The organism is Nocardia sp. NPDC050717, assembly GCF_040654275.1.
GTDB lineage: Bacteria > Actinomycetota > Actinomycetes > Mycobacteriales > Mycobacteriaceae > Nocardia.
Map to the genome: position 1 here is coordinate 169,726 of NZ_JBFAHR010000011.1, position 23,200 is coordinate 192,925.

Genomic DNA, 23,200 nt, shown 5'->3' on the forward strand with positions numbered 1-23,200 from the left:
ATGCTGCAGGACAGCTGGTCAACCTAGCGAAGGCGAGTACGGCGATGACCTTCAACGAAGGTATGCAGATCGATCCAGGCCGGGCCTCCTCCGGCGGCGGCCCGGGGATGGGCGGCAAGCTCGCACTCGGCGGTGGCGCGGGCGGCTTGATCCTGGTCGTGCTCACCCTGCTCCTCGGCGGCGATCCGGGCTCGGTCCTCGGCAACTTCACCGGCGCCCAGAACGAGCAGCAGGCGGGTCAGCAGGGCACCGCGGGCACGCCCGCGCACTGCAAGACCGGTGCCGACGCCAACAAGTACGTCGACTGCCGGGTGGTGCTCACCGCGCAGAGCCTGGACGCGGTGTGGTCGCAGGAGCTGCCCAAGCAGACCGGCAAGCGCTATGTCGAACCGAAGCTGGTGCTGTTCTCCGGCGCGGTGGCCACCGGCTGCGGCAACGCCACCAGTGACGTCGGCCCGTTCTACTGCCCCGCCGACCAGACCGCCTACTTCGACACCAGCTTCTTCCAAGAACTCACCGACCGCTTCGGCGCGAGCGCCGGACCGCTGGCCCAGGAGTACGTGGTCGCGCACGAGGTCGGCCACCACATCCAGAACCAGCTCGGCGACATCGGCCGCGCCCAGCGCGACCCCAAGGGCGCCGAATCCGGCGCGGTGCGCACCGAACTGCAGGCCGACTGCTACGCCGGGATCTGGGCCTACTACGCCGACAAGCAGAACGCGCCCGGCGGCAGCCAGCCGTTCCTGAAGCCGCTGTCCGACACCGACATCCGCGACGCACTCTCGGCCGCCAACGCCGTCGGCGACGACCGCATCCAGCGTGCGGCCGGGCGCGGGGTGAATCCCGAGTCGTGGACCCATGGTTCGTCCGAGCAGCGCCAGAAGTGGTTCCTCGCCGGGTACAAGACCGGCTCGGTGAAGGCGTGCGACACCTATTCCGCGGGTGACCTGAACAACCCACCCGGGCTACGCTGACCCCCGAACGCGACGCCGTCGCACCGACTTTCGATCGAGGGGTACCCATGCGCCTGACCATGACCGGACTGCTCGTCTGCGCTCTCGCCCTGCCCGGCGTGAGCGCCGTCGCCCATGCCGATCCGGCGCCGCTACCCCTGATCAGCGTCACCACGATCCCCGACGGCTGGTCCCAGCGGACCGACCTCCGGCCGGTCCTGCAGGTCTTCCCCGACGGCAAGGCCGTGCACTCCCCGGACGCGGTGAGCAACGACCGCAAGCCCGAGACCGCGGCCAAGCAGGTGACCGGCACCGTGCCCGCCGACGTGCTCGCGGCCGCGCGCGCGGAGATCGAGGCGCTCAAGGAGATCGACTTCGGCATCCCGGCCGGTGAGGGCAAGGGCACCCAGATCATCGACCTGATGCCGGAGGACGCCGAGGGCGAGGCGCACCTGGTCGTCTACTCCCCCGATTCCACCGACGGCCTCGACCCCGATCAACAGGCGGCGCGCAAGCGCTTCGCCGACCTCACCAAGAAGCTGGTCGACGCCTTCAAGAAGAGCTGACCGCGCACCGACGCAGCCCCGGGAACCGGAGAGTTCCCGGGGCTGCGTCGTGTTCGCTCAGAACCGGTCTTCGTCGGCGTCGCGTTCGTCCTCGTGGACCGCGCCGATGACCTCGGGCGTGGATTCGCCGAGGGGGCCGGTGAGGTCGTCGTTGCCGGTACGGCTCTGGTAGGGCTGCACGGTACGGCTGTGTTCGTCGTCGTTGTTGCGCTGGCCTGCGCCCGCGCCTGCGCCGCCACCCATGAAGCCCGATCCGCTGGTGCCGGTGCCCGTGGTGGTGCCGAGGCCGGTACCGGTGCCCATGCCGGCCGTCATCACGCGCCCGCCGGGCACGGTGGCGCCCGGCACCGCCGTGGTGGCCTTGGGTGTGCCCGTGCTCGGGGTACCGCCGCCACCGGCGCTGCCACCCGAGCCGCCGCGCGCGGTGCCGAGCGCGCCGAGCGCGGCGCCGCTGCCACCGCCGGAGCCGCCCGTGCCGCCGGTACCGAGCCCGGCGGCCGAGGTGGAGCCCGGGGTGGTGGTGGGCGAGCCGGTGCTCGCCGCGGCGGCGGTGGTGTCGTCACCGGTGCCGGTGAGGGCGCTCTCGGCCTGGGTGAGCAGGGGTTCGCCGATGTTCTCCGAGACCGCCGACAGCGCTTCCTCGGGCGAGGGCAGGCCGCTCTGCGCCGCGAGCTGCGACACCGCGCCGTTGAGCTGAGCGGTGTGCCCGGCCAGCTGTCCACGGGTGGTGTTGACGACCGTGACCGCGGACCCGAGATGCTCGGTGGCCAGGCCGATCAGCGTGGCCTGGGTGGGCGGCAGCATGATCGTCGGCGCCAGCGCGGTGGCCTGCGCGGCGAAGGTGGTGGCGATCGCCGAGAGCTGCGCGTTGCCCGACTGCACGACGGCGGCGGCCTGCTCGGTGAGCGCGGCGATGTCGAAGCCGCGCTGGCTGGTCTCCTGGCCCTCGACCTGTGCCTGCTGGCTGGCGGTGGTCGCCGCGTCGGCGGACTCGCCCTCCCACAGTTGCTGCACGGTCTTCAAGCCTCCCTGGGCCACGGTCATCGCCGATTCGATCAGCGAGGACGATTGGCTCAGGATGCTGGTGGGGTCGAGCGAGCCGAACACGCCGGTGCCGAAGCTGTTGAGCAGCTGCAGGATCGGGTCGAACAGCGAGTCGATACCCGGCAGCGCGGGGATCGAGAGCCCGTTCATCAGCGCGGTGACCGGGTCCTCGGACAGGGTGGTCGCGGCGGCGGAGTTCGCGGTGCCGCCGGAGGTGCCGGTGCCCCCGGTCGACGCGCCGGTGAAGGCGCTCTTGGCCTGATCGAACGCCGTCTGCGCGGCAGCCAGGGCGGGTCCGGCGGCCTGGCCGAAGGCGGTCTGGGCGCCGCTGAGCGCCGCCGACGCGTCGGCGGAGACGCCGGAGAGGATGTCCTGGGCGTCGACGTCCCCGGTGCCGAGACCGGACAGCCCGGACAGGCCCGCCGGGGAGACGGCGGCCTGCTGGGTCTCCTCGGTGATCTTCTGCGCGAGGGTGAAGACCGGGTCCTCGGCGGTGACGACCTCCTCGGGCAGCTGCATGAGCGGCACGTCGAGGATGGCCTGATCGGTGTAGTCGACCGGGACGGCACCCAGCGCCGACTGCGTCGCGGCGTCGGCGGTGGCCATCGCGACGTCGGGCGTGATGACGCCCGAGTCGCCGGTGCTCAGCGGCTTCATGCCGCGCCTCCGATCCCGGCGGCCTGGCGCGCGAGATCGGCGGCATTGGCCACATCGGTCGCGTCGAACTGCACCGACGAGGTGAACGCCGCGTCGGACAGCTTGGAGAACTTCGCGGACAGGTCGTTGATGTCCTTGGCCTGCAAGGCCTGCGCGACCGCGAACATCGCCAGGTAGTCGGCGCCGATGAGCCCGAACACCGGGGTCATCGCGGCGACGTTGCTCGCCGCGTCGTTGATGCCGGCCGCGGCGATATCCCCCGCCACTGCGGCATTCGTCCCCGCGAAGGCGGCGACGGCATCGGTCTGCACCGAGAGATCGGTCATGCGAATCCCCCAACTCGTCGTGAAAAGGCTGCTCTGAGACCGCGATCGGAAGCCGCGAAACTCCCGACGCGGCCGCCCGAGGGCGCAGTGCGCCAAATATAGCCGAATACCCCGACCAGGATCGACCCGTGTCGGCTCCGATCTGCGGCATTCGCTTTCAAAACTAGAACATGTTCTATATCCTCGGCGGAATGAAGGTCGCAGTGACCGGCGCAGCCGGCTACCTCGGTTCCAACCTGATCCCGCAGCTCCTCGAGCGAGGCCACGAAGTGGTGGCCATCGACCGCGCCGCGCCGACCATCTCCGATCCCGCCGTCACCTGGGTCTCCGGTGACGTGCTCGATCCGGCGTCGATGCGCACGGCCCTGGCGGGCGCCGAGGTCGTCTACCACCTGGTCGCGCTGATCACCCTCGCGGAGAAGAACGACCTGGCATGGCGGGTGAACACCGAGGGCGTGCGGGTCACCGCCGAGGCGGCGCTCGAGGTCGGGGTGCGCCGTTTCGTGCACACCAGCTCCATCCACGCGTTCGATCAGTACCGGGCGGGGCACATCGACGAGACCACCGTCCGCTCGGCGGATCCGGGTCTGCCGGTGTACGACCGGTCCAAGTGGGCGGGCGAGCAGGAACTGCGCACGGTGATCGAGCGCGGCCTCGACGCGGTGATCGTGAACCCGACCGGTGTCTACGGTCCGGTCGACCATCCCGACCGGCTCTCACGTCTCAACAGCGTCACCGCCGAGGCGATGCGCGGCCGGACGCCGGTGATGATCGGCGGCGGCTTCGACCTGGTCGACGTGCGCGACGTGGCGCACGGACTGATCCTGGCGGGCGAGAAGGGCCGCACCGGCGAGAACTATCTGCTCGGCGGCTATATGACGTCACTGCTCGACCTGTGCCGGATGGCCGCGGCGCGCACCGGCGCCAAGGGGCCGCGCTTCGCGATTCCGGCCAAGGCCCTGGGCGCGGTCCTGCCGATCGTGGAGCCGATCGGCAAGCGCTTCGGCTCCGACATCCTGTCCAAGGCCGCCCTCGGCGCCATCCTGTCGGCCCCGATCGTCGACCACGGCAAGGCCGAACGCGAACTCGGCTACCACCCGCGGCCCACCGCGGAAACCGTCGCCGACCTGGTCGATTTCCTGCGCGCACCGCGCACCGCCTGAGCACAGCCCCTACGCCGCGGCCCGCACCGCCGCGTGGACGATCTCCGCGGTGGCCTGCTGTCCCGCGGCGTTGGGGTGCACCGGTGTGGCATTCGGCTCGCCGGGAACCAGTGGCTCGATCCACCGGGTGCCCGGCTCGCGGCACGCGTCGTGGCCGATGCCGGGGGTGTAGATGTCGAGGTAGGTCGCGCCGTTGGCTTCGGCTTGCCGCCGCAGCGCGGCGTTGAGCTCGAGCTCGACGCCCCGCGCGTAGGCGGTGTCGAGGGTGCTGAGCGGAATCCGCGGATAGCAGCGGCCCGATTCGGGCAGCACCGCCGGATACCCGAGCACATAGACTCGCGCGTTCGGCGCGAGTTCCCCCACCCGCGCGATGGCGGCTCCCATCGCGGGCTCGTAGCGGGCGATGTCGTCGCTGAACCGCGATCCCCACGCGTCGCGACACGGTGCGCCGACGTCGGCGGCATTGCCGAGATTCACCGCGACGCACGACAGCACCATGGTCTGGAACAGATTCCCGTCGTTACCACCGAGCTGGTAGGTGACGATCCCCGTCCGCGCCGACAAGGCGTCGAATTGTGGTGGCTGATCGGCATATTGGGCGGTGCCGAGGTGCGCGGTCGCCGCCGAGGCACAGCTGACGTCGGTGAGCTCCCACCCCGTCGCCGCGGCCAGCCGATGCGGATAGTTCGCCGCCGAGCGCGTGCACAGCGGCGGGCTGCCGGGAACGGGATCGAGCAGACCGGGCGCGGCGGCATAGGAGTCACCGAGCGCGACGTAACTCACCCCGGATACCGCATCGGCACCGGGAAACAGCAGACCGAGCGCGAGTTGCGCAACGGCCGCGGCCACCACCGGCCTTCTCATCGTGCACGCCCACCGAGACACCCGCCGAGCCGAACGGCCCGCCACCTGCGATTCTACGCGCGCACCGGCCTCGCGGCCGACCATCACCTCCGCCCACCTCGAACCCCGGTGCCATGATCGAGTCCATGCGTCCGCAGTCGAGCGCCGAAGCCGTTGTCGAGGGATGGAAGTCGCGACTGGTCGCGCTCGCGGCCGCCCCGGAGCACGTCTTCGTCGACACACCGCAGGAATTGATCGACCGGTATCAAGCCCGTCTCCGCACCTTCGAAGGCTGCACCAGCGCCGAGCTCGAGGCGATCGAGGCGCGGGTGGGCGGTCGGTTTCCCGAGGTGTTCCGCCAGTATCTGCTGCAGATGGGTGAGGCGCGCGGCGATCTGTTCCGGGGCAGCGACTGCGGGGGGTGCCCGCGACTTCGATCAGCTGCGCGAGGACGCGCGAGAGATCGTCGACGATGCCGGCGGCACGTGGACGCTGCCGCCCGACGCCGCTGTCGTGCTCACCCACCAGGGCTACACGTTCGACTACGTGCGGGCGATCGGCGGGTTCGACCAGCCGGTCATGCGGTGGTCCGACTCCGCGCCGGACCTGGATGCCCAGTGCGCGCCGTCGTTCACCCACTACGTCGAGGCGCACCTACGCCTGATGGAGCGCAACAACCGCACCGCCCGCGAGCGCGGCGGCTACTACAGGACCCTCTATCCCGGTGGCGGTGGACGAGACGTTCACCCGGCCCGCAATTCCGGTGACCGCCCACTCGACAGCCGCTGAGCTCGACATCGTTCAGACGTCGACCCCCGCGTCATCATTTCCCCAGGGCAGCACGCAGGCGCCGGGCCAACGCGCCGGCCTGCTCCGGCGTCCAGGGCAAGACCCCGTTCCGCCATCAGCGCATGGACCTGCTGCTCGTGATACGGGACCCCTGGAGGCAACGGCGAAATATGCCAATGCCTCGGTTTCGGCGACCACCTCGTGCCATCCGTCGCTGCCGGGGCTGCCGGGGCTGCCCGCCACCTCACAGATGAAGCAGGAGCTCGACCGAACACGCTGGACATAGACTTCCACGTCGAACGGAATACGGTGCATACCAAGCGATTCCGCCGACACGGCGAAGGTGTGGCCACCGTTGACTTGCGCACCCAGGGGAACATATGTTCGACTCGATGGGTGCGGTGGCAAGCGCAGACCCTGGACGTCGAGGACGGCGCCCTGCCCGGATTGACCAGGGCGGGGCTGGTCCGATCCGTCCGCACGCCCGAGTTCGACGGGGTCACCTTCCACGAGGTGCTGTGCAAGAGCGCGCTGAACAAGATGCCGGAGAACTCGTCGTTGCCGTTCCGCTGGACGATCAATCCGATGCGCGGGTGTACGCACGCCTGCCGGTACTGCTTCGCCCGGAGCAGCCACGAGTACCTCGATCTCGACGCGGGGCGCGACTTCGACTCCCAGATCGTGGTGAAGACCAATGTGGCGGCGGTCCTGCGCCGCGAGCTCGGCCGCCGGTCCTGGCGGCGCGAGGCGGTCGCGCTGGGCACCAACACCGATCCGTATCAGCGGGCCGAGGGCCGATACCGGTTGATGCCGGGCATCATTGCTGCCCTCACCGACGCGGGCACACCGTTCTCGATCCTCACCAAGGGCCCGCTGCTGCGCCGCGATCTGCCGCTGCTCACCGAGGCGGCCCGGCGGGTGGAGGTCAGCGTCGCGGTGTCGATCGCGATCCTCGACACGGACCTGCACCGTGGGCTCGAACCGGGCACGCCGGCGCCACGCGCGCGCCTGGACCTGGTGCGCGCACTCGCCGACGCGGGTTTCGCGGTCCATGTGATGGTGGCGCCGGTGATCCCCTGCCTCACCGACAGCAGCGCGCACCTGGACGCCCTGTTCGCCGCGATCGCCGAGGCGGGCGCCACCAGCGCCGTCGCGTTTCCCATGCATCTGCGCGGCAGCACCCGCGCGTGGTTCCTCGAGTGGCTCGGCACCGAGCACCCAGCCCTGATGCGCCGGTACCGCCAGCTCTACGGTCGTGGCGCCAACGTCGCCCCCGCGTACGCCACCTGGTTACGGGAGCGCGTGAATCCCCTGCTGGACGCCTACGATCTGCGCCGTCCGCAGGGTTGCACGACACCCGCCGCACCGGAACCCGCTCCGGCGGACGCTCAACTCGCCCTGTTCGGATGAGGGACCGAGCCCCGGTCGTCGAACGACCACCCGGCCCCGACGGGAGATTCAGACGAGCGAGGCCACCTCGGCATCGGTGAGCACGACCGTGGCGACGGCGTCCTTGTCGCGGACCAGGCGCACCCCGCGATACAGCGGACGCTCGCCCAGCGCGGCATCCCGGGCCTCGGCGCGCAACTGCTGCACCAGCACGTCGGAGATCGACACCGCGGCGGCGAGTTCGCTCGCGGCCAGGGCGTCGGCGAGCGTGCGCAGGCCCAGCAGGTGCAGTTCGCGGCCGCTGCCCGCGTCGGTGTACATCGCCAGCGGGATCAGCTGGATCTCGGCGCCCGCGGTCACCTTCAGCACGATCCGGCTCAGCCTGCCGGGGAACACCAGCAGCTGCACACCGGTCGCGTCGGCGAGGTCGATCCGGCGCTCCCCGAACAGCCGATGCGCGCGGATCACGGTGCCGCTCAACCACATCCGCCGACGCCGGAACGCGACGACGTACCCGATGGTCGGCACGGCGACGACCAGGCCGAGGACGATCGCGTACGGCCAGCTCAACCACACCGCCGACACCAGCGTCACCGCGAGGCCGACGCCCAGCGCGCCCACCGCGAGCCTGCGCAGCATCGGCGCGAACACCTCCGGCGCCACCAGGTCGATGCCGACCGGTTCCGCCGCGGACTTCCCGTCCACCCTGTCCCTCTCCACCACGTCCCGGCCCACCCGGCGCGCGGCGCGGTCAGAGTACCGCGCCGCACACCGGCGGGCTCAGTGCCCGAGCGCGGTGCGCAGCACCCCGACGACCTCGCCGAGCGGCACCTGACGCTGCTCGCCGGTGCCCATCTCCTTGACCCCGATCGCGTGCTCCTCGAGGTCACGATCGCCCAGAACCAGGGTGTACTTCGCGCCCGAGCGGTCGGCGCCCTTCATCGCGCCCTTCATCCCGCGTCCGCCGTAGGCCAGGTCGACGCTGATACCCGCGCCGCGCAGCTCCCCGGCGAGCGCCACCAGCCGCGCCTTGGCGGCGTCACCGAGGGCGACGCCGTACACCTGGCAGCGCGCCGGGTCGGCGGCCGTCTTGCCCTCGGCCGCCAGCGCCAGCACCGTCCGGTCGACCCCGATGCCGAAGCCGATGCCCGACAGCGGCTGCCCGCCGAGTTCGGCCATCAGCCCGTCGTAGCGGCCGCCGCCGCCGATGCCGGACTGCGCGCCGAGCTGGTCGTGCACGAATTCGAAGGTGGTCTTGGTGTAGTAGTCCAGGCCGCGGACCATGCGCGGGTTCACCACGTACGGCACGCCGAGCGCGTCGAGGTGCGCGAGCACCTGCTCGAAGTGGGTCTTCGCCGATTCCGAGAGGTGGTCGATCATCAGCGGCGCGTTCGCGGTGAGCTCGCGGACCTCGGGGCGCTTGTCGTCGAGCACGCGCAGCGGGTTGATCTGGGCGCGGCGGCGGGTCTCCTCGTCCAGCGGCAGGCCGAACAGGAATTCCTGCAGCAACTCGCGGTACTGCGGTCGGCAGGTCTCGTCGCCGAGCGAGGTGATCTCGAGCCGGAAACCGTCGAGGCCGAGGCCGCGGAAACCGGCGTCGGCCACCGCGATGACCTCGGCGTCGAGCGCGGGATCGTCGACGCCGATCGCCTCGATACCCACCTGCTGCAGCTGCCGGTACCGGCCCGCCTGCGGACGTTCGTAGCGGAAGAACGGTCCGGCGTAGCAGAGCTTGAGCGGCAGCTGACCGCTCTTGTCGAGTCCGTGCTGGATGACCGCGCGCATCACGCCCGCGGTGCCTTCGGGGCGCAGGGTGAAGCTCTCGCCGTTGCGGTCGGCGAAGGTCCACATCTCCTTGCTGACCACGTCGGTCGACTCGCCGACACCCCGGGCGAACAGGGCGGTCTGTTCGAAGATCGGCAGCTCGATATGCCCGTATCCGGCCAGTCGGGCGGCGTCGATCAAGCCGTCGCGCACAGCGACGAACTCGGCCGATCCGGGCGGCACGTAATCCGGGACCCCCTTCGGGGCGGTGAAGCTGCTGGTCTTGGTCACGATCACCCAGTTTTCCCCACGGGCGCCCCCGGAGTCCAACCGGTTACCCTCTAGACGAATTCGACGACACGGGAGGAACGCGGTAGTGCCGAGCAATGAACAGCGACGGGCGGCGGCCAAGCGCAAGCTGGAGCGTCAGCTGGTACGACGGGCCGAGCAGGAGAAGAAGCGCAAGCGCCTCATGATCGCGGGCTCGGTCCTCGGTGTCATCGTGGTCGCGGCCGCCGTGACCGGCGTGTACTTCCTCACCAAGAGCGAGGAGGGCGACGCGTCGGCCGAATCGTCGTCGCAGGTGCCGACGACCACGTTCGTCAACACCCCGCTGGACCTCCCCGGCCCACCGCCCCCGGCGGCCAAGCCCGCCACCGTCGACTGCGCCTACCCGGCGAGCACCGAGCCCGCCGCCAAGCCGGTCAACGCGCCCGCCACGACCTCGGTCGCCACCGACGGTCCCGAGGTCAAGGTCGCCATCGACTCCACCCAGGGCCCGATCGGGCTGACGCTCAACAGCGCCCAGGCGCCGTGCACGGTCAACTCGCTGGTGAGCTTGGCCAACCAGGGCTACTTCGACAAGACCAGCTGCCACCGCATCGTGGCCAGCCCCGGTTTCGGCATCCTGCAGTGCGGTGACCCGCAGGCCAGCGGCATGGGCGGCCCGGGCTACACCTTCGACAACGAGTACCCGACCGACGTGTTCCCCGCGGGCGACCCGGCGCTCGAGCAGCCGGTGAACTACAAGCGCGGCGTGGTCGCGATGGCCAACGCGGGCACCTCCCCCGACGGCAAGGGCACCAACGGCAGCCAGTTCTTCCTGGTCTTCGGTGACACCCAGCTGCCCCCGAACTACACGATCTTCGGCACCATCGACGAGGCCGGGCTGGCCACGCTGGACAAGGTCGCCGGCGCGGGCGTGAAGGGCGGCGCCGAGGACGGCGCGCCGGCCATGCCGATCTCGTTCACCACCGTCAAGGTGGCCTGAGCCCACCCCGAGACCCACGACGGGCCGGACGCCACCGCGGCGTCCGGCCCGTCGTGTTTCGGTCGTGTCCTTCGCGCGGTAGTCTCAGATGTCCACTTCCACAGCCGCATCGGGGAGCAGTCATGGCGGAACTCGACGACATCGGTAGCGAAACTGCGGCGATGATGCGCACCATGCTGCAGATGGCCACTCTCGTCGCGCTCAAGTCACGCGAACACGGGCAGAAGGAAGCCGAGGCCCGCGCGAAGGCGGTCGAGGCGAAGATGAAGGAAGCCAGGGAACTCCAGGTCCGCGAAGCGCGCGATCTGAAGGCCAAGGACCCCCGCAACATCGAGCTGGTCCAGATGATGTCGGTCGGCAACAAGGCGACCCAGGCACGCGGGCTCAGCCTGGAGAAGGACCCGTCCTCCCCGTTCGCCAGCACCGCCGCCGGCAGCACCGCGGCCTCGGCCGGCGCGAATGTGCCGCAGGTGGGCTACGACTCGGTCGAGCGGCGCGCGGCCATCGCCGCCCATCTCCAACGGGCCGGTGTCGCACCGGAACTGGCGGAGGTGCGGATGCTGGTCGAGATGGGCCAGGGCATTTCGCCGGAGGAGGCGATCCGCCGCACCAACGCGGGCGCCCGCCGCGCCGGTTTCGAACGCAGCCTCGAACGCGGCATCGAGCGCGGCGTCGACCGCGGCCGCTGACCCGCACGGGTGTTCGGTGGCGGCGGGCGTCGCCCCCACCGAACCGCGCCGGTCAGGGCCTGGTCTTGTTGATCGTCATGTCGACATCGGGGTCCGTGAACAGTTTCCGGTCCGCGCCGACCTGCTCCTCGAAGGGCAGCGGTTCGAGCATGTCCTTGTGCCCGTTGCGGACGCTGCAGTATTTGAACGGCCCGCGCGAATCGAACAGCTTCGCCATGTGCGGATCGGCATGGTCGAGGAACCACACGCTGATCCCCGGTCCACCCTCCAGCCGGAAGTGTTCCCACGCCTGCCACAGCGCGTGCAGCCGGACCGCGGCCTCGGGATGGCGCCACCATTCGGGGCACCAGACCGTATCGCTGATGTCGGTGACCTGCCTGCTGTACACCCGGCTGAGGTAGTCGGTCACGAAGTCGAACACCGTGGCGTACCCGTTGGTGAGCTCGCGTGCGGGTGGCGTTTGATCGTTCACAGGGGCTTGACCTCCTCGATGTCACCGATCTGATCGGGCGGAGTGGACTGGGACAGCACGGGGGTGCCGATGAGATCGTCGATGCGGGTCTTGCGGGTCGGATCGTTGTACTCGATCGACTGCTTCACCGCCTCGGCGTACTCCGACTCCCACCACGGCACGGTACGGACCAGCACGGCGGGCTGACCGGAGGTGAACACCACCGCGCGGCCGCGGGGCAGCGTCGCCAGCCCCTGCGCGGTGAAGGTCACCGAGGAACTGAGCGACCGCGAGTAGCTCTTGCTGTTGCCCGACTGCGACATCGACGACGAGATCGAGTCGTATTCGCCGATGGCCTCGGAGCGGTCGCGCAGGAACGCCATGTCGTCGACGCCGCTGCCGAGCACCTTGATGTTGGCCGCCGACCACAGCGCGCTCATGCCCGCGTCGCCCCAGCAGCGCGCGCCCTGTGCCCACGACTGCAGCACCGTCATCACCACGATGCCGCGCGAGCCGAAGTGGCTGTACTGCTTGGGCAGGTCCTTCCAGCGCACCACGTTGGCCGCCTCGTCGAGCACCGCCAGCAGCGGGATCGGCAGCCGGCCGCCCGACGACATCGCCGCCTTGCGCATCGCGACGTCGATGACGGCCTCGGTGAGCGCGCTCACCAGCGGCGCGGCCGAGCCGCGGCCCTCCAGCGAGAGGCAGTAGAGGGTGCCGTTGCGTTCGACGAACTCGAGCTCGTCGAACTGCAGGCGGTCCCCGGCGCCGCGGGTGATCCACGGGTGCACGTTCGACATCTGCAGGCAGCGCACCATCTTCTTGGCGGTGCCGAAGATGCCGCTCTTGGTGCGCTGTTCGGCGTTGTACTGCATGGCCAGACCGGACGCGGTGAAGTCGTGGCCCTCACCACGCAGATGCTCGATCGGCTCGCTGTTCTGCGGGTTGGTCACCCATTCCCACACCTGGGTGATCGGCTTGCCCGCGATCGCGGCCGCCAGGAAGAGCCCGGCAAGCAGGTCCTCGGCCTCGGGGTCGAAGAAGCTGTCGGTGGTGTCGGCGCCACCGCTCTCGGCGTCGGCGAAGTGCCCGGCCAGGCGGGCCGCGCGCATCTCGCACCCCTCCCGCCGGTGGTCGACCCAGGCCAGCGGATCCCAGAACCAGCCCGGCCGCTCCCCGGCCACGCCCTGCGGGTCGAAGACGAAGGTCGCGCTGCCCTTGGCCTCGCGCACGTTGCGGGTCGCGTCGACCACGTCGCGCTTGTTGGAGGTGGTCAGCACCGGGCCGATGGCCGACAGGATCGCCGGGATCACCCGGGAGGTCGACTTGCCCTGGCGCGGGCCCCAGATGTCGAGGTGCAGGTCCTCGTAGGAGCCGTAGAGCGGGGTGCCGTCGGCGACGGCGACTCCGATCGGCACGCCGGGGGCGTCGTTGGTGCCCAGGCGCACGCCGAGGTCCTTGGCCTTCTCCCGCACGCCCGCCTCGGTGATCGAGGCGATGGCGCTGCCGGTGCCCATGTGGTCGGCCTTGTCGTCGATCGAGAGCCTGCCCTTGACCGCCCGCTTCTTGAGCTGCTTGCGGATCACCACGTACGCGATCACCGCGAGCACGACCATGATCACGATCACCGTCGAGGCGCGCGGCCACCGCAGTTTGCCGCGGGCCAGGTCGGCGACCACGGCGATCGGGTTCACCGGGATGTTCTGCGGCACCACGGAGAGCGCGTTGCCCAGGTGCAGCGCGACGGCGAGGGTGATCAGCGTCGCAAAGCCGAACACGATCAGGATCAGCGTCGTGTCGGGTCCGACCGCGGCCGGATCCGTCACCTTCTTCTTCGCCACGTGTGCCTCCTTGTGGACCTTGTCGGATGGTGGTGGGTGCTCAGCGGAACGCGTCGAGGCGCCAGCCCTGCGGCGTCTGCACCACGGTCGCGATGACCGTGCTCGGCGGTAGTTCCTCGGACCGCCCGTTCGGATAGACGACCGTCTGCTCGATGCCGATCTTGTACTGCGCCACGGCCGGATCCGCGCCGGTCGGCGCCGGCTCCCCCGAGGCGAAGGTGAACGCCTCGACGTGCGCCTTCGCCTTGCCCCAGTCGGCCCACTGCAGCGAGGGTTTCGGCGTTCCGGTGACCCCGTCCGAGCTGTCCAGCATACGGATCATGCTGGGCCCCAGCCATTTTCGCGCGCGCTGCACCGAGTCGCCCGGTTCCTCGGTGGTGGGGTTCCAGGTGTAGATCTCGCGCAGGGCCACGACCGCGACGCCGTCGGGCGTCGTCGGGTCGACCGTCGCAGCCTCGAGCAGCCGGGTGGTCGAGGGGGCGCCGCCGGAGCGCGCGGTATCGGCGTCACCGCCACATGCGGCGACCGTGCTGAGGACCGCCACGAGCATCACCGCCGGGATCGTGCGGATTCGTGTTCTCTCCCACCAGGTTATCCCCGGTGCGCGCCGCCGTGTGGTCACAACACCCTCCTCGCCCGCGCGTCACCCGGCACCGCCACCTCGACGACGCCACCCCCACCGCTGGACGCGGGCACCGCCTGGATCATCTGTCCGTTGCCCGCGTAGATCCCGACTTTCGACGGCCCCTTCGGCCCGAACCCGCTGAAGACCAGGTCACCTTCGGCGACCTTGGCGATCGGGACCTCGCGGCCCGATTCCCATTGCTGCTCGGCCGTTCCCGGCAGGGTCACCTCGCCCGCCGACGCCGCGAACACGGCCGCGGCGGTCAGGCCCGGCCCGTCGAAACCGCCGCCGCTCGGCCCCTGCGCGCCGCCACCACCCCACACGTACGGTGCGCCGAGCCAGTCGTGCGCGGCCTCGACGATTTGCGCACCGCCGCCGCCGGGTTCGGGGGTGAACCGGCCCTGCGCGCCGGGCGCGCGGTACTGCGGCTCCATCGCCAGGATGTTGGTGACGTAGGGCCGGGTCTCGGAGTAGTGCGCCGCATACTGATTCGGCATGCCGCCGGAGGCGAGCACGGCGCCCTCGCCGGCGTTGTAGCCGGCCAAGGTCAGGGCGGCCAGGTCGCCGGAGACCCGTCCCTGCGCCATCCAGCCCGAGATCTTGTGCGCGAGGGCGCACATGTAGCGCGCCTGGCCGATGATCGCGTCACCGTCGTCCCAGACGCTGGCCGTCCCGTTGCCGTCGGCGTCGAGGACATACGGTTTGCCGTCGTCGGGATTGATGCTCGCCGCCGTGCCGGGCAGGAACTGGGCCAGGCCTTGCGCGCCTGCGGGCGAGGTGAGGCCGCGCCGGAATCCCGACTCCTGCTTGGCCTGCGCGGCCAGCAGCGAGGAGGAGATCTCGGGGCAGACCGAGCCGGCCCTGCGGTACCAGATCTCGAGCTCGGCGGGCACCTTGCCGTCGGCGAGCGCGCCGCCGGCGCTGCCGAATCCGCGCACACAGGCGGGATCGATCGAGAAGGCCCGCGCCCCACCGACATCGGGGGTCGGGGCGCCGTCGAGCCACGGCATCGGGTCGATCTGGCGGCCGCCGGTGAAGCGGCCGCCGGGCACGATCTCGAAATGCAGGTGCGGGCCGGAGGATTCGCCCGCCGAGCCGACCATCCCGATCGGCTGTCCCGCGGTGACCGTCTGGCCGGTGCGCACCTTCACGCCGTGGTCCCACATGTGGCCGTAGACCGCGGAATACGCGCGGCCGTTGGTGTCGACCGAGTCCACGACGATCCAGTTGCCGAATCCCGACGCGGGTCCGGCGGCGACGACGCGGCCGTCGGCGACCGAGTAGATGGTGGTCCCGTCCGTGGCGGCCATGTCGATGCCCTTGTGGTCACCGCCGCGCGAGCCGTAGACATCGGAGATGGTGAAGGTGCCGACCTCGAGCGGCAGCGTGCGCCGCAGCGGGCCGACACCCGCTGCCAGCGAGGGGGTTCCGGTGACGGCCGGGTTGGTCGTGGTCGGCGAGCCGCTCGCCCTGACATCGCCGGGGAGGTCGCCGCCGAGCGAGGGCAGCGTCGGTACAGAGGAACCGTCGAGCACGTCGGTGGTCTCGCAGGTCTCGTCCGAGGCGGGGAGCACGATCACCAGCACCAGCGCGATCAACCCGATGACTGCGCCGAACGCCGACATCGTCATGGTGCGGAGGTTCACCGGCCGCCTCCCGGCGTTCGGCGCCGGGCGCCGGGATCCGGGTCCGCGGAACACGACTGTCTGTCCCCGCCCACCGGCGAACCGGAGTTCGCGGCGATTCTCACGTCCGGCGCCGGGTTTCGTTCAGCGTATCGGCGAGGGTGCGGTTCATCTCGGCCGCGGCGGCCAGCTGCTGTTGCAGCAGTACCACTTTGCGGCGCAGCGCGGTGGCGTCCATCCGCTCCAGGCTCGGCCCCTCGGCGGCGCGCACCCAGTTGCGCACCGAATTCGCGTGCACGCCGATCTGTTCGGCCACCACCCGGCAGGCCTCGGATTCGCTGCGCAACTTGTCGGTCAGGGCCATGACCTGCTCGACGGCGGCGGTGCGGACCTCGGGCGAGACCCTGCGGTAGGACCGGTGCGGCATCATTGCCGACCTCCGTTCGTCGACGGTTCGCCTGCGGCGCGCGGGGTCTCGCCGAATTCGCTGAACCGCTGATTCGTGTCGTGGATTCCGCTTTCCTTCTCCGACACCGTGAACTCCATGTGGAAGGGGATACCGGGGCGACGGTCCTCGCCGATCTTGAGCAGGAACTTGCCGGTGCCTGGCGGTGACGGACGCTGCTGGCCGGGGCGCAGCGCCTCACCGGTGAGCGCCTGGGGCGCCGACCAGCCCGTGACCATCTCCTGCTCGGCGGAGGTGAACGGCACGGTGGAATCGAGCCTGCTGATCTCCTCCGCGGGCAGGGCGCCGAAGATTTTGGCGCGCGCGCGTTCCAGGAAGCCGATCGCCTTGGCGATGGCGGCGTCCGAGCCGAGTGCCTGCAGGTCCTTGATGGTGTGGCTGATCATGATCAGCGCGGTGGCCAGGCCGCGCTGCAGACGGGTGAGTTCGTCGACGCGGTCGACCATGAAGTCGCCGAGGCCGAGCACCTGCCACAGCTCGTCCATCACGACCTGGAAGTAGCGCTGCGGCCCGAGCTTCGCGTCGGCGAGCACGTGCGCGGCCTCGACCGAGGCGAACCCGTCGGCCCAGCAGGCCAGCATGACCGCGGCCTTGAGCTTCTTGTCGCCGGTGGGGATGTGCGAGACGTCGATGCACACCGCCACGGCGCCGGTGTCGATCGGGACCGAGGTCTGGCCGTTGAAGATCGCGCCGAACGGACCCTGGGTGAGCGCGCGCAAGGAGCGGCGCAGGTTCTTGATCGCGTTCTGGTACTCGTCGTCGTTGTCGGCGCCCGCGTCGAGCATCAGTTCGGCGCCGCCGCCGACGATCACCTCCAGCAGGTTCTCCATGATCGGCGGCTTGTCCGGCGTGTAGCCGCTGCCCGGCTGGTACAGGATGCGCAGCGAGGTCGCGATGAGCGTTTCCTCGAAGTCGGCCACCCTGGCGCCGCGCACCAGCTCGACCAGACCGGCGATCAGGGTGACCTGCCTGGCCCGCAGGTCCTGCAGCACCTGCCGCTGCAGCGCGGGGAACTCGTCGAGCCGGGGTACCACCGAGCCGAGCACGCCCGCGGCCAGCGGGTTGAGCTTGCCGTGGCCGTAGCCGAGGTCGATGACCTGGCCGCCGACGAGTTCGACCATCTTGCGGTAGTCGGGTTTGACGTCGGCCAGGATCAGCGGCGTGATGCCCTGGGCGATCCCGCCGAGCACGATCCGGCGCACCAGCGAGGACTTGCCGAAACCGTTGAGGCCGAGCACGAACAGGCTGGGCGCGGTGATGAAGCTGCCGCGCATGAACCAGTTCATCGGGTCGAAGCAGACCGGCGCGCCGGTGTGCAGGTGCGAGCCGAGCGGGGTGCCGATCAGCGGCGCGCCCGCGCCCACCGACCAGGGCCACAGGCCGGCGACCTGCGCGGTGGTGGCCCGGTATTCGACCGGGCGGCCGACGACGTTCATCTTGCCGCCGCCGGGGCCGGAGTAGCCGCGGTCGGTCAATTCGGCGGTGGTGCGGTCGAATCCGTCGCTGACGACCGCCTCGTTGCGAGCCTGGGCGTTGTTGCGGCGTAGGTCGTCGGTGTGGATGCGGAAGGTCGCCCAGGCCGCGCGAAGGCCCGACTGTTCGCGGGCGATCATCTCGTAGCGGGCGCGGGTGGCATCGTCGAGCAGCGGCGGGCCGGACTGCTTGCGCCGCTCCGGCTTTCCCTTCGCCTTGGACCGGCCCGCCCCCATGGCGCGGTCGGCGAGGTCGTCGGGACGATCCGCCTTCGGCTGGCGCACGGGCTTGACGAGCTTCGCCGGCTCGGCCGGGCGCGGCTTGCGCCGCGGGTTCATGGCCCGTTCGTGGTCCAGGCGCGGGCCGTGGTCCTCCGGCCGCAGCCCGCGCTCGCCCTCGCGCCGGGCGCGCTCGGCCTCGGGGCGCGGTCGGGTCCGCCGCTCCCCCACCGGGCGTTCGCCGCGGCCGGAGCGCGCGGCGTCGCCGCGGCGGCCGCGCGGCGGGTCCTCGGGTGGCCTGCGGTTCTCCCTCGGCCTGCGATGCTCGTCGTCGGGACGCGCGCGCCCGGTCGGTTCGCCTGCCGCCCTGCGCGGCTCGTCCGCGCGTCCTCGGCCGCCGGGTTCCCCGGCGCGCGTGCGACGTTCGCGCTCGGCGTGCTCGTCGGCCGTGGACGTCCCGCGCGCCGACTCGCGGTCGGCGCGTTCGGTGCGCTCCTCCAGGCCGAGCACGTCGTCGCTCACGCGCGACGAGCTCCCGACCGGTCGTGGCTCGCGTTCCCCGCGGATGCGGGGCGGCCGGTGGACGGGCCGTAGCGCGATGTCGTCGAAGTCGCGTCCCATGATCGCCTCACCCCGCCAATGCCTTCGGAATGGTCGCGTGCTCGGGCAGGATGACGCCACAACCGAGGGAGGCCGCGAAGGCCGCGGCCTGGTAGCGGTAGCAGCGCCGGATCTTGAGCCGGGCCTGCGTCGAGAGGTCGCGGGTGATGGCCTCGATGCGCGGCAGGTCACCGCGCAGCGGCTCGGTGATCGTCACCAGCGCGCCGAAGCGGGTGACGCCGTGTCCGCGGGCCTGTTCCTCGCGAGCCTGCTGGGTCGCGCCGACCCGCAGTGTGGCGGCGGCCGAGACGACGCCGCGTTCGCTCTGCTGCGCGACGAGCGCGTTCTTGAAGTCGTCGTCGACGATCTCGGCGGCGTCGGCGGCCGAGTGCGGCCGGTAGACGATCGCGATGCGCTTGCGCGGCACTTCGGGATTCGGCGCGAGCAGCCGCTGCAGCACCCGCTCGTCGACCGCGCCCTCGGGCGCCGCGTCCATCTCCCAGGTGACCGAGCGGCCACCGTCGTGGATGAGGTGGTCCCACTTCTCGTCGTGCGAGACCGGTCCCGCGTCGTCCCAGCCGAGGCCGTGCCCGCCCGGATCGGCCGCGGCCACTTCGAGATCGGCCTGGGCGGCCGGGTCGTAGCTGCGCCGGATGAAGGAGATGACCTCCTCGGCCGACATCGGCTGCGCGCGCACGCCCGCCTCGGCCAGTGCCGCGCAGATGCCGGGCAGCCTGCGCCCGATCTCCACGGCCTCCTCCGCCGGGTTCTTGCGGCGCTCGGCGGTGGTGGCCTTGAACGTGATCGCCACGCGCGGCAGCAGTTGCACCCGCTCCTGCGGCAGCTCGGTGGCCAGCTCGTACATCACCTGCTGGGCCAGGTCGGGCGCTTCCGGGCGGGTGATGGTGGAGACCTCGTTGAGCAGCCGGTTGCCGGTCTCGGGCACGGTGTCGATCACCGGGACCACCGCGACGATGTCGCTGGTCTGGCCGACCGAGGCGAGGAAGGTGCCCCACGCGGCGACCCAGCGGTCGATCACCGGCTGGTCGACCGCCTCGTGGCCCTGCGGCCAGGCCCGCAGCACCACCGTGTACTGCGCGAACGCGGGCAGGTGGATCATCCCGAAGTGGTAGCCGCCCGCGTCGATGCCCTCGTAGAGCTTCGAGGGCGCGAGCAGCCCCGGCAGCTTGGTGACACCGCCGGGGATCCGGGAGAACCGGCCGCCGCGGTACACGTGCTCGCCGTTCTTGCGCGAGCGCATCCAGTTGAACATCATCAGTCCCGTCTCATAGCCCGAACGGCCCCCCGTCCGCCACACCAGGGGCACCATCACCAGCGCGCCGAGGCCGCCGACGACGAAGCCCCACTTGAACCCACCGACCATGGCACTGATCAGGGCCGCGATCACCACGACGAAACCGATCACGGTCTCTTCCCAGCGCAGGCCGAAAAGGCCCGCGCTGCGCGGCTTCTGCCACAGCCCGTACGAGCGCCGCTCGTAGGTGTCGGTCGAGGTGGTCGTCATCGCGGAATCGTGCTCCTGCCGAGGTCGGGTGAACGATTCGCCCAGCGGTCACCGGCGAGGTCGCCGGCCGACTGATCGGCGCGCTGGGCGCTGCCCGCCGCGGCCCTGGCGGCGACCACGCCGCGCGCGGCGCCGGAGGGCACCGAACCGGACGTGGGCGGTGGCGCCGCCGCGCCGCCGCCACCGCGGGGCGGCGGAGTGGGCGCCGGGCCGCGCGGGGACCGTCCGCCTGCCGTGCCGCCGGCGCCGCCGGGGCGGGTGCCGCCCGCGGCGCTGCCGAAGTAGCCCGCCGACCCCGGTGCCGCGGCGGGCCGCGAGGCCACCGCCTTGGTGCCGATCGCGCCGAGCGCCATCGCGCCGACCGCGGTGCCACCGGCCACCATCAGACCGGAACCACCGGTGCCGACCGTGGCCACGGCGGGCGCGACCAGTCGCATCAGCGCGGGCAGCACGAACGCGACACTGCACAGCAGCACCAGCGCCACCAGCATCCGCTGGGCCTGTTCGCCTTCGGGCAGACCGCCGGAGGTGGTGGTCTCGTCGACATGGCCCGCGGTGGTGAACGCGATCATGTACACGATCGCCGCGACGGGTTTGAACAGCATGAACGCGATGATCCAGCCGATCAGCTTCTGGTACGACTGCTTGCCGGTCCCGGTCGCCGAGGCGGCCGCGGCCAGTGGCAGCACGCCTGCGGCCACCACCAGCAGGCCCTGCCGCACGATGGCGAGCACGATCTGGGCGAGCGCGCCGAGCAGGCCGACGATCGCGATGATCAGCACCAGGCCCGGCGAGAAGGCCTGCAACTTGCTGGTTTTCACCATCAGTTCGGCCATGTTCTTGGCATTGCCGCCCGTGGCGTCCTGGATGATCCACTCGGAGAACTTGTCCGAGGCGCGCGTACCGGCGACGATCACCGCGCCCAGCATCCACGAGCTGAACACGACGCGGGCGAACAGGCGGAACGATTCGGCGGCCTCGCTGACGGCCGCCCCGCGTCTGGCCTCGGCCAATCTGCCGCCGGTGATGATCACCGAGGCGATCAACAACAACATCTGGATCTGATACGTGTAGTCGTTGATCTTGGTGAAGAGGGCGCCCGAATCGCTCACCGCCTCGTTGGGCACCTTCATCCAGAAGGTCAACGCCAGGATCAGCGCCTCGCCGAGGCCCTTCATCAGCGAGTCGACCACCTTGCCGAAGGTGGAGTCCCACGCCTTGTCCTTCACCGCGGTCGCCGCGTCACCGGGATGCGTGGCGGCGTTGCCCGCCTTGCACACCGCCGAGGCCGCGTCACCGAGGGAGACACCGGGAATGGCGACGCTGTCGAGCGTGTCGTGCAGTTCGTTGCACGCTTCGTCGAAGCCGTACTGCTGGCCGTAGGCCACGGTCGGCGTCGCGAGCATCACGGTGAAGATCACCGCGAAAATAGTGACGATCCGCCTCAGCATTGTTGGCACCCCTCGATGGTCCGCAGGGAATCGATCCGGGCTGTGCTGTACACCGATGCTCACCATTTCGTCCACCCCGCCAGCGATTCCACGTATTCGGTCTGGGTGTTGGTCGTGGTCGACGGCTTGAGCCGCCAGTCCCCGTCGTCCCACACCACGATCATCCGCATGGCGGCGTACAACTGCTTACCGTCGATCACCGGGCCGCGCGAGGCGAGTCGCACGATCGCCATGTCGTCGGCGTAGTCATCGATCTTGAACGCGTCGGAAGCCACGAAGTAGCGGGTCACCTTCTCCGGCTGCTGTTCCGGCAGCCGGTCGTTCGACAGCGCCGAATCGTAGGCCGCCAGCTGCGCGGTGCTGGCCCGCACCTGCGTGACGTACAGCGCGCGGTCGGCGGGCCGCGCGTTGAGCCGGTAGGTGATCTGGGCCGCGGCCAGCGCGGCGCCCTGCGGGGTCCGCGCGTAGCCGACGGCCATCCCGTTCTGGATCCTGGTCGGCCCGTCGGAGGTGGAGAACGGCACCGAGGCGCCGTACACCCGCTGCCAGCCGTGCGGTCGGTTGGTGCCCACCGGCGCGGCGGTCAGCCAGTCCGAATCCACCGGCGTGCGCTGGGTTCCCGGCACCTGCTCGAGCGGCTGGCCCGCCGGATTGTTCGGGATGTCGACCCGGCGGCCGAGCACATCGATCTCCGGATCGGCGAAACCGGTTCCGCCCGCGGCCTGGGCGGGCGGCGGGGCGTCGTCGGTGGCCGTGTCGCCGCCGCTGGTGAAGTAGACGACCGCGCCGACGACCAGGATCAGGGCGAGCAGGGCGCCCGAGGCGATCATGCCGAAGGAAGCGCGGTCGCGCGCGCCCGGCTCCTTCTCGCTCACCTCGGTGCCTCCAATGTCACGATGTCGGTGGGTAGTTCGTCGATGGCGTCGACGGGCCGGTCGGTGGACAGCGGATCGGGTAACCGCAGGCGCCAGTCCCCGCCGTACCAGCTGACCGTCGTGTGGTTGACCGCCCGTGAGCGGTCCGAATACTCCGTGTACACCTCTACCCTGGACTGCTCGTCACGATATTCCGTGATTTTGTAACCCAACAATCTCGGCGCGTACTCGGGCGCGGCGGGCCCGGTGATGGACAGCTGCACCCGGTTGATCGCCCACTCGTCTCTGGCCGGGCCCGGCACCAGTTCCTGGTTCACCACCTGCGCCCACTGGTTGTCGGGCGCCACCGACAACCGGATGGTGTGGGTCAGCGCCGCCAATCCGGCCCCGCGCGGGGAATGCTCGAAACCGGTGGCGGCGCCGCCGGTCTCACTGGCCGGTCCCTGCTCGGTGCGCGGCAGCGGGATGCCCTGGTAGTCCTGCCAGCGCACTCCGGTCGGCGCGGCGGACAGGTCGGGGCCGGTCTCGCCGCCCCGGCCGCAGCCCACCGCCGCGGCCAGCAGCGCGATACCGACCGCGACCGGGCGCGTCATGGCA

At 70.8% G+C, this 23,200-nt stretch carries 22 protein-coding genes; 7 read left to right on the forward strand and 15 right to left on the reverse strand.

All coding sequences use genetic code 11. From position 1 onward, the window contains the following. The first annotated feature begins 44 nt into the window (after window positions 1–44). Window positions 45–974: a neutral zinc metallopeptidase gene (locus tag AB0H56_RS22340; RefSeq protein WP_110035585.1), complete on the forward strand. Its 930-nt coding sequence runs from the start codon at window positions 45–47 to the stop codon at window positions 972–974. Window positions 975–1,021: 47 nt separating this feature from the next. Then, window positions 1,022–1,519 (forward strand): hypothetical protein, encoded by a 498-nt coding sequence (locus AB0H56_RS22345; RefSeq protein WP_357166407.1) that lies wholly within the window; start codon window positions 1,022–1,024, stop codon window positions 1,517–1,519. Between the two features lie 57 nt (window positions 1,520–1,576). Here the strand turns inward: AB0H56_RS22345 and AB0H56_RS22350 are convergent, their stop codons facing one another. Both AB0H56_RS22350 and AB0H56_RS22355 read right to left on the reverse strand, forming a co-directional pair. Continuing rightward, window positions 1,577–3,220, reverse strand: coding sequence for a hypothetical protein (locus AB0H56_RS22350; RefSeq protein WP_357166410.1), 1,644 nt, complete (start codon window positions 3,218–3,220; stop codon window positions 1,577–1,579). Further along, window positions 3,217–3,546 carry a type VII secretion target gene (locus AB0H56_RS22355; RefSeq protein ID WP_232999629.1) on the reverse strand — a complete coding sequence of 110 codons (330 nt, stop codon included), beginning with the start codon at window positions 3,544–3,546 and terminating at the stop codon, window positions 3,217–3,219. The genes AB0H56_RS22350 and AB0H56_RS22355 overlap by 4 nt, the downstream gene beginning before the upstream one ends. A gap of 191 nt (window positions 3,547–3,737) precedes the next feature. Here AB0H56_RS22355 and AB0H56_RS22360 point away from each other — a divergent pair, with 191 nt between their 5' ends. Beyond that, window positions 3,738–4,709 carry an NAD-dependent epimerase/dehydratase family protein gene (locus AB0H56_RS22360; RefSeq protein WP_357166413.1) on the forward strand — a complete coding sequence of 324 codons (972 nt, stop codon included), beginning with the start codon at window positions 3,738–3,740 and terminating at the stop codon, window positions 4,707–4,709. A gap of 9 nt (window positions 4,710–4,718) precedes the next feature. Here AB0H56_RS22360 and AB0H56_RS22365 read toward each other — a convergent pair whose 3' ends face one another. Beyond that, window positions 4,719–5,558 (reverse strand): SGNH/GDSL hydrolase family protein, encoded by an 840-nt coding sequence (locus AB0H56_RS22365; protein WP_357166416.1) that lies wholly within the window; start codon window positions 5,556–5,558, stop codon window positions 4,719–4,721. A gap of 372 nt (window positions 5,559–5,930) precedes the next feature. Here AB0H56_RS22365 and AB0H56_RS22370 point away from each other — a divergent pair, with 372 nt between their 5' ends. Continuing rightward, window positions 5,931–6,341 carry a hypothetical protein gene (locus AB0H56_RS22370; protein ID WP_357166419.1) on the forward strand — a complete coding sequence of 137 codons (411 nt, stop codon included), beginning with the start codon at window positions 5,931–5,933 and terminating at the stop codon, window positions 6,339–6,341. Window positions 6,342–6,737: 396 nt separating this feature from the next. Beyond that, a complete protein-coding gene (locus AB0H56_RS22375) occupies window positions 6,738–7,751 on the forward strand; it encodes an Rv2578c family radical SAM protein (protein ID WP_357166422.1) in 1,014 nt (337 codons plus the stop codon). 48 nt (window positions 7,752–7,799) lie between these two features. Here AB0H56_RS22375 and AB0H56_RS22380 read toward each other — a convergent pair whose 3' ends face one another. Continuing rightward, entirely contained in the window at window positions 7,800–8,435 is a 636-nt protein-coding gene (locus tag AB0H56_RS22380; protein ID WP_357166425.1) for a hypothetical protein, read from the reverse strand. Window positions 8,436–8,510: 75 nt separating this feature from the next. After that, a complete protein-coding gene (gene hisS, locus AB0H56_RS22385; protein WP_357166428.1) occupies window positions 8,511–9,785 on the reverse strand; it encodes a histidine--tRNA ligase in 1,275 nt (424 codons plus the stop codon). Between the two features lie 85 nt (window positions 9,786–9,870). Here hisS and AB0H56_RS22390 point away from each other — a divergent pair, with 85 nt between their 5' ends. Both AB0H56_RS22390 and AB0H56_RS22395 read left to right on the forward strand, forming a co-directional pair. After that, on the forward strand, window positions 9,871–10,764 hold the full coding sequence (locus AB0H56_RS22390; protein ID WP_357166431.1) for a peptidylprolyl isomerase: 894 nt from the start codon (window positions 9,871–9,873) through the stop codon (window positions 10,762–10,764). A gap of 122 nt (window positions 10,765–10,886) precedes the next feature. Continuing rightward, the gene (locus AB0H56_RS22395; RefSeq protein WP_357166434.1) at window positions 10,887–11,453 is read left to right on the forward strand and encodes a hypothetical protein; all 567 of its coding nucleotides are present in this window, start codon (window positions 10,887–10,889) and stop codon (window positions 11,451–11,453) included. A gap of 52 nt (window positions 11,454–11,505) precedes the next feature. Here AB0H56_RS22395 and AB0H56_RS22400 read toward each other — a convergent pair whose 3' ends face one another. From AB0H56_RS22400 to AB0H56_RS22445, 10 genes are all read right to left on the reverse strand, one after another. Beyond that, a complete protein-coding gene (locus AB0H56_RS22400) occupies window positions 11,506–11,925 on the reverse strand; it encodes a DUF4913 domain-containing protein (protein WP_357166437.1) in 420 nt (139 codons plus the stop codon). Further along, window positions 11,922–13,745, reverse strand: coding sequence for a TraM recognition domain-containing protein (locus AB0H56_RS22405; protein WP_357166440.1), 1,824 nt, complete (start codon window positions 13,743–13,745; stop codon window positions 11,922–11,924). The genes AB0H56_RS22400 and AB0H56_RS22405 overlap by 4 nt, the downstream gene beginning before the upstream one ends. A gap of 40 nt (window positions 13,746–13,785) precedes the next feature. Beyond that, window positions 13,786–14,367, reverse strand: a complete 582-nt coding sequence (locus tag AB0H56_RS22410; protein WP_357166443.1) for a hypothetical protein — start codon at window positions 14,365–14,367, stop codon at window positions 13,786–13,788. Then, window positions 14,364–16,016 (reverse strand): peptidoglycan DD-metalloendopeptidase family protein, encoded by a 1,653-nt coding sequence (locus AB0H56_RS22415; protein WP_357166446.1) that lies wholly within the window; start codon window positions 16,014–16,016, stop codon window positions 14,364–14,366. Before AB0H56_RS22415 ends, AB0H56_RS22410 begins: the two co-directional genes overlap by 4 nt. A gap of 100 nt (window positions 16,017–16,116) precedes the next feature. Further along, on the reverse strand, window positions 16,117–16,425 hold the full coding sequence (locus AB0H56_RS22420; RefSeq protein ID WP_110035597.1) for a transposase: 309 nt from the start codon (window positions 16,423–16,425) through the stop codon (window positions 16,117–16,119). After that, window positions 16,422–18,773, reverse strand: coding sequence for a hypothetical protein (locus AB0H56_RS22425; protein ID WP_357166450.1), 2,352 nt, complete (start codon window positions 18,771–18,773; stop codon window positions 16,422–16,424). The genes AB0H56_RS22420 and AB0H56_RS22425 overlap by 4 nt, the downstream gene beginning before the upstream one ends. 7 nt (window positions 18,774–18,780) lie before the next feature. Further along, the gene (locus tag AB0H56_RS22430) at window positions 18,781–20,277 is read right to left on the reverse strand and encodes an SCO6880 family protein (RefSeq protein ID WP_110035599.1); all 1,497 of its coding nucleotides are present in this window, start codon (window positions 20,275–20,277) and stop codon (window positions 18,781–18,783) included. Continuing rightward, window positions 20,274–21,728: a hypothetical protein gene (locus AB0H56_RS22435; RefSeq protein ID WP_357166621.1), complete on the reverse strand. Its 1,455-nt coding sequence runs from the start codon at window positions 21,726–21,728 to the stop codon at window positions 20,274–20,276. The genes AB0H56_RS22430 and AB0H56_RS22435 overlap by 4 nt, the downstream gene beginning before the upstream one ends. Before the next feature lie 59 nt (window positions 21,729–21,787). Further along, complete coding sequence (locus AB0H56_RS22440; protein WP_357166453.1) at window positions 21,788–22,603, reverse strand: hypothetical protein; 816 nt, start codon at window positions 22,601–22,603, stop codon at window positions 21,788–21,790. Then, a complete protein-coding gene (locus tag AB0H56_RS22445) occupies window positions 22,600–23,196 on the reverse strand; it encodes a hypothetical protein (RefSeq protein ID WP_357166456.1) in 597 nt (198 codons plus the stop codon). The genes AB0H56_RS22440 and AB0H56_RS22445 overlap by 4 nt, the downstream gene beginning before the upstream one ends. Window positions 23,197–23,200: the final 4 nt, after the last annotated feature.

Coding starts and splice junctions, on each gene's coding strand:
- AB0H56_RS22360 (WP_357166413.1), top strand. CDS start 3,738: ATGAAGGTCGCAGTGACCGGCGCAGCCGGCTACCTCGGTTCCAACCTG.
- AB0H56_RS22430 (WP_110035599.1), bottom strand. CDS start 20,277: ATGACGACCACCTCGACCGACACCTACGAGCGGCGCTCGTACGGGCTG.
- AB0H56_RS22420 (WP_110035597.1), bottom strand. CDS start 16,425: ATGATGCCGCACCGGTCCTACCGCAGGGTCTCGCCCGAGGTCCGCACC.
- AB0H56_RS22435 (WP_357166621.1), bottom strand. CDS start 21,728: ATGCTGAGGCGGATCGTCACTATTTTCGCGGTGATCTTCACCGTGATG.
- AB0H56_RS22355 (WP_232999629.1), bottom strand. CDS start 3,546: ATGACCGATCTCTCGGTGCAGACCGATGCCGTCGCCGCCTTCGCGGGG.
- AB0H56_RS22345 (WP_357166407.1), top strand. CDS start 1,022: ATGCGCCTGACCATGACCGGACTGCTCGTCTGCGCTCTCGCCCTGCCC.
- AB0H56_RS22395 (WP_357166434.1), top strand. CDS start 10,887: ATGGCGGAACTCGACGACATCGGTAGCGAAACTGCGGCGATGATGCGC.
- AB0H56_RS22445 (WP_357166456.1), bottom strand. CDS start 23,196: ATGACGCGCCCGGTCGCGGTCGGTATCGCGCTGCTGGCCGCGGCGGTG.
- AB0H56_RS22425 (WP_357166450.1), bottom strand. CDS start 18,773: ATGGGACGCGACTTCGACGACATCGCGCTACGGCCCGTCCACCGGCCG.
- AB0H56_RS22350 (WP_357166410.1), bottom strand. CDS start 3,220: ATGAAGCCGCTGAGCACCGGCGACTCGGGCGTCATCACGCCCGACGTC.
- AB0H56_RS22340 (WP_110035585.1), top strand. CDS start 45: ATGACCTTCAACGAAGGTATGCAGATCGATCCAGGCCGGGCCTCCTCC.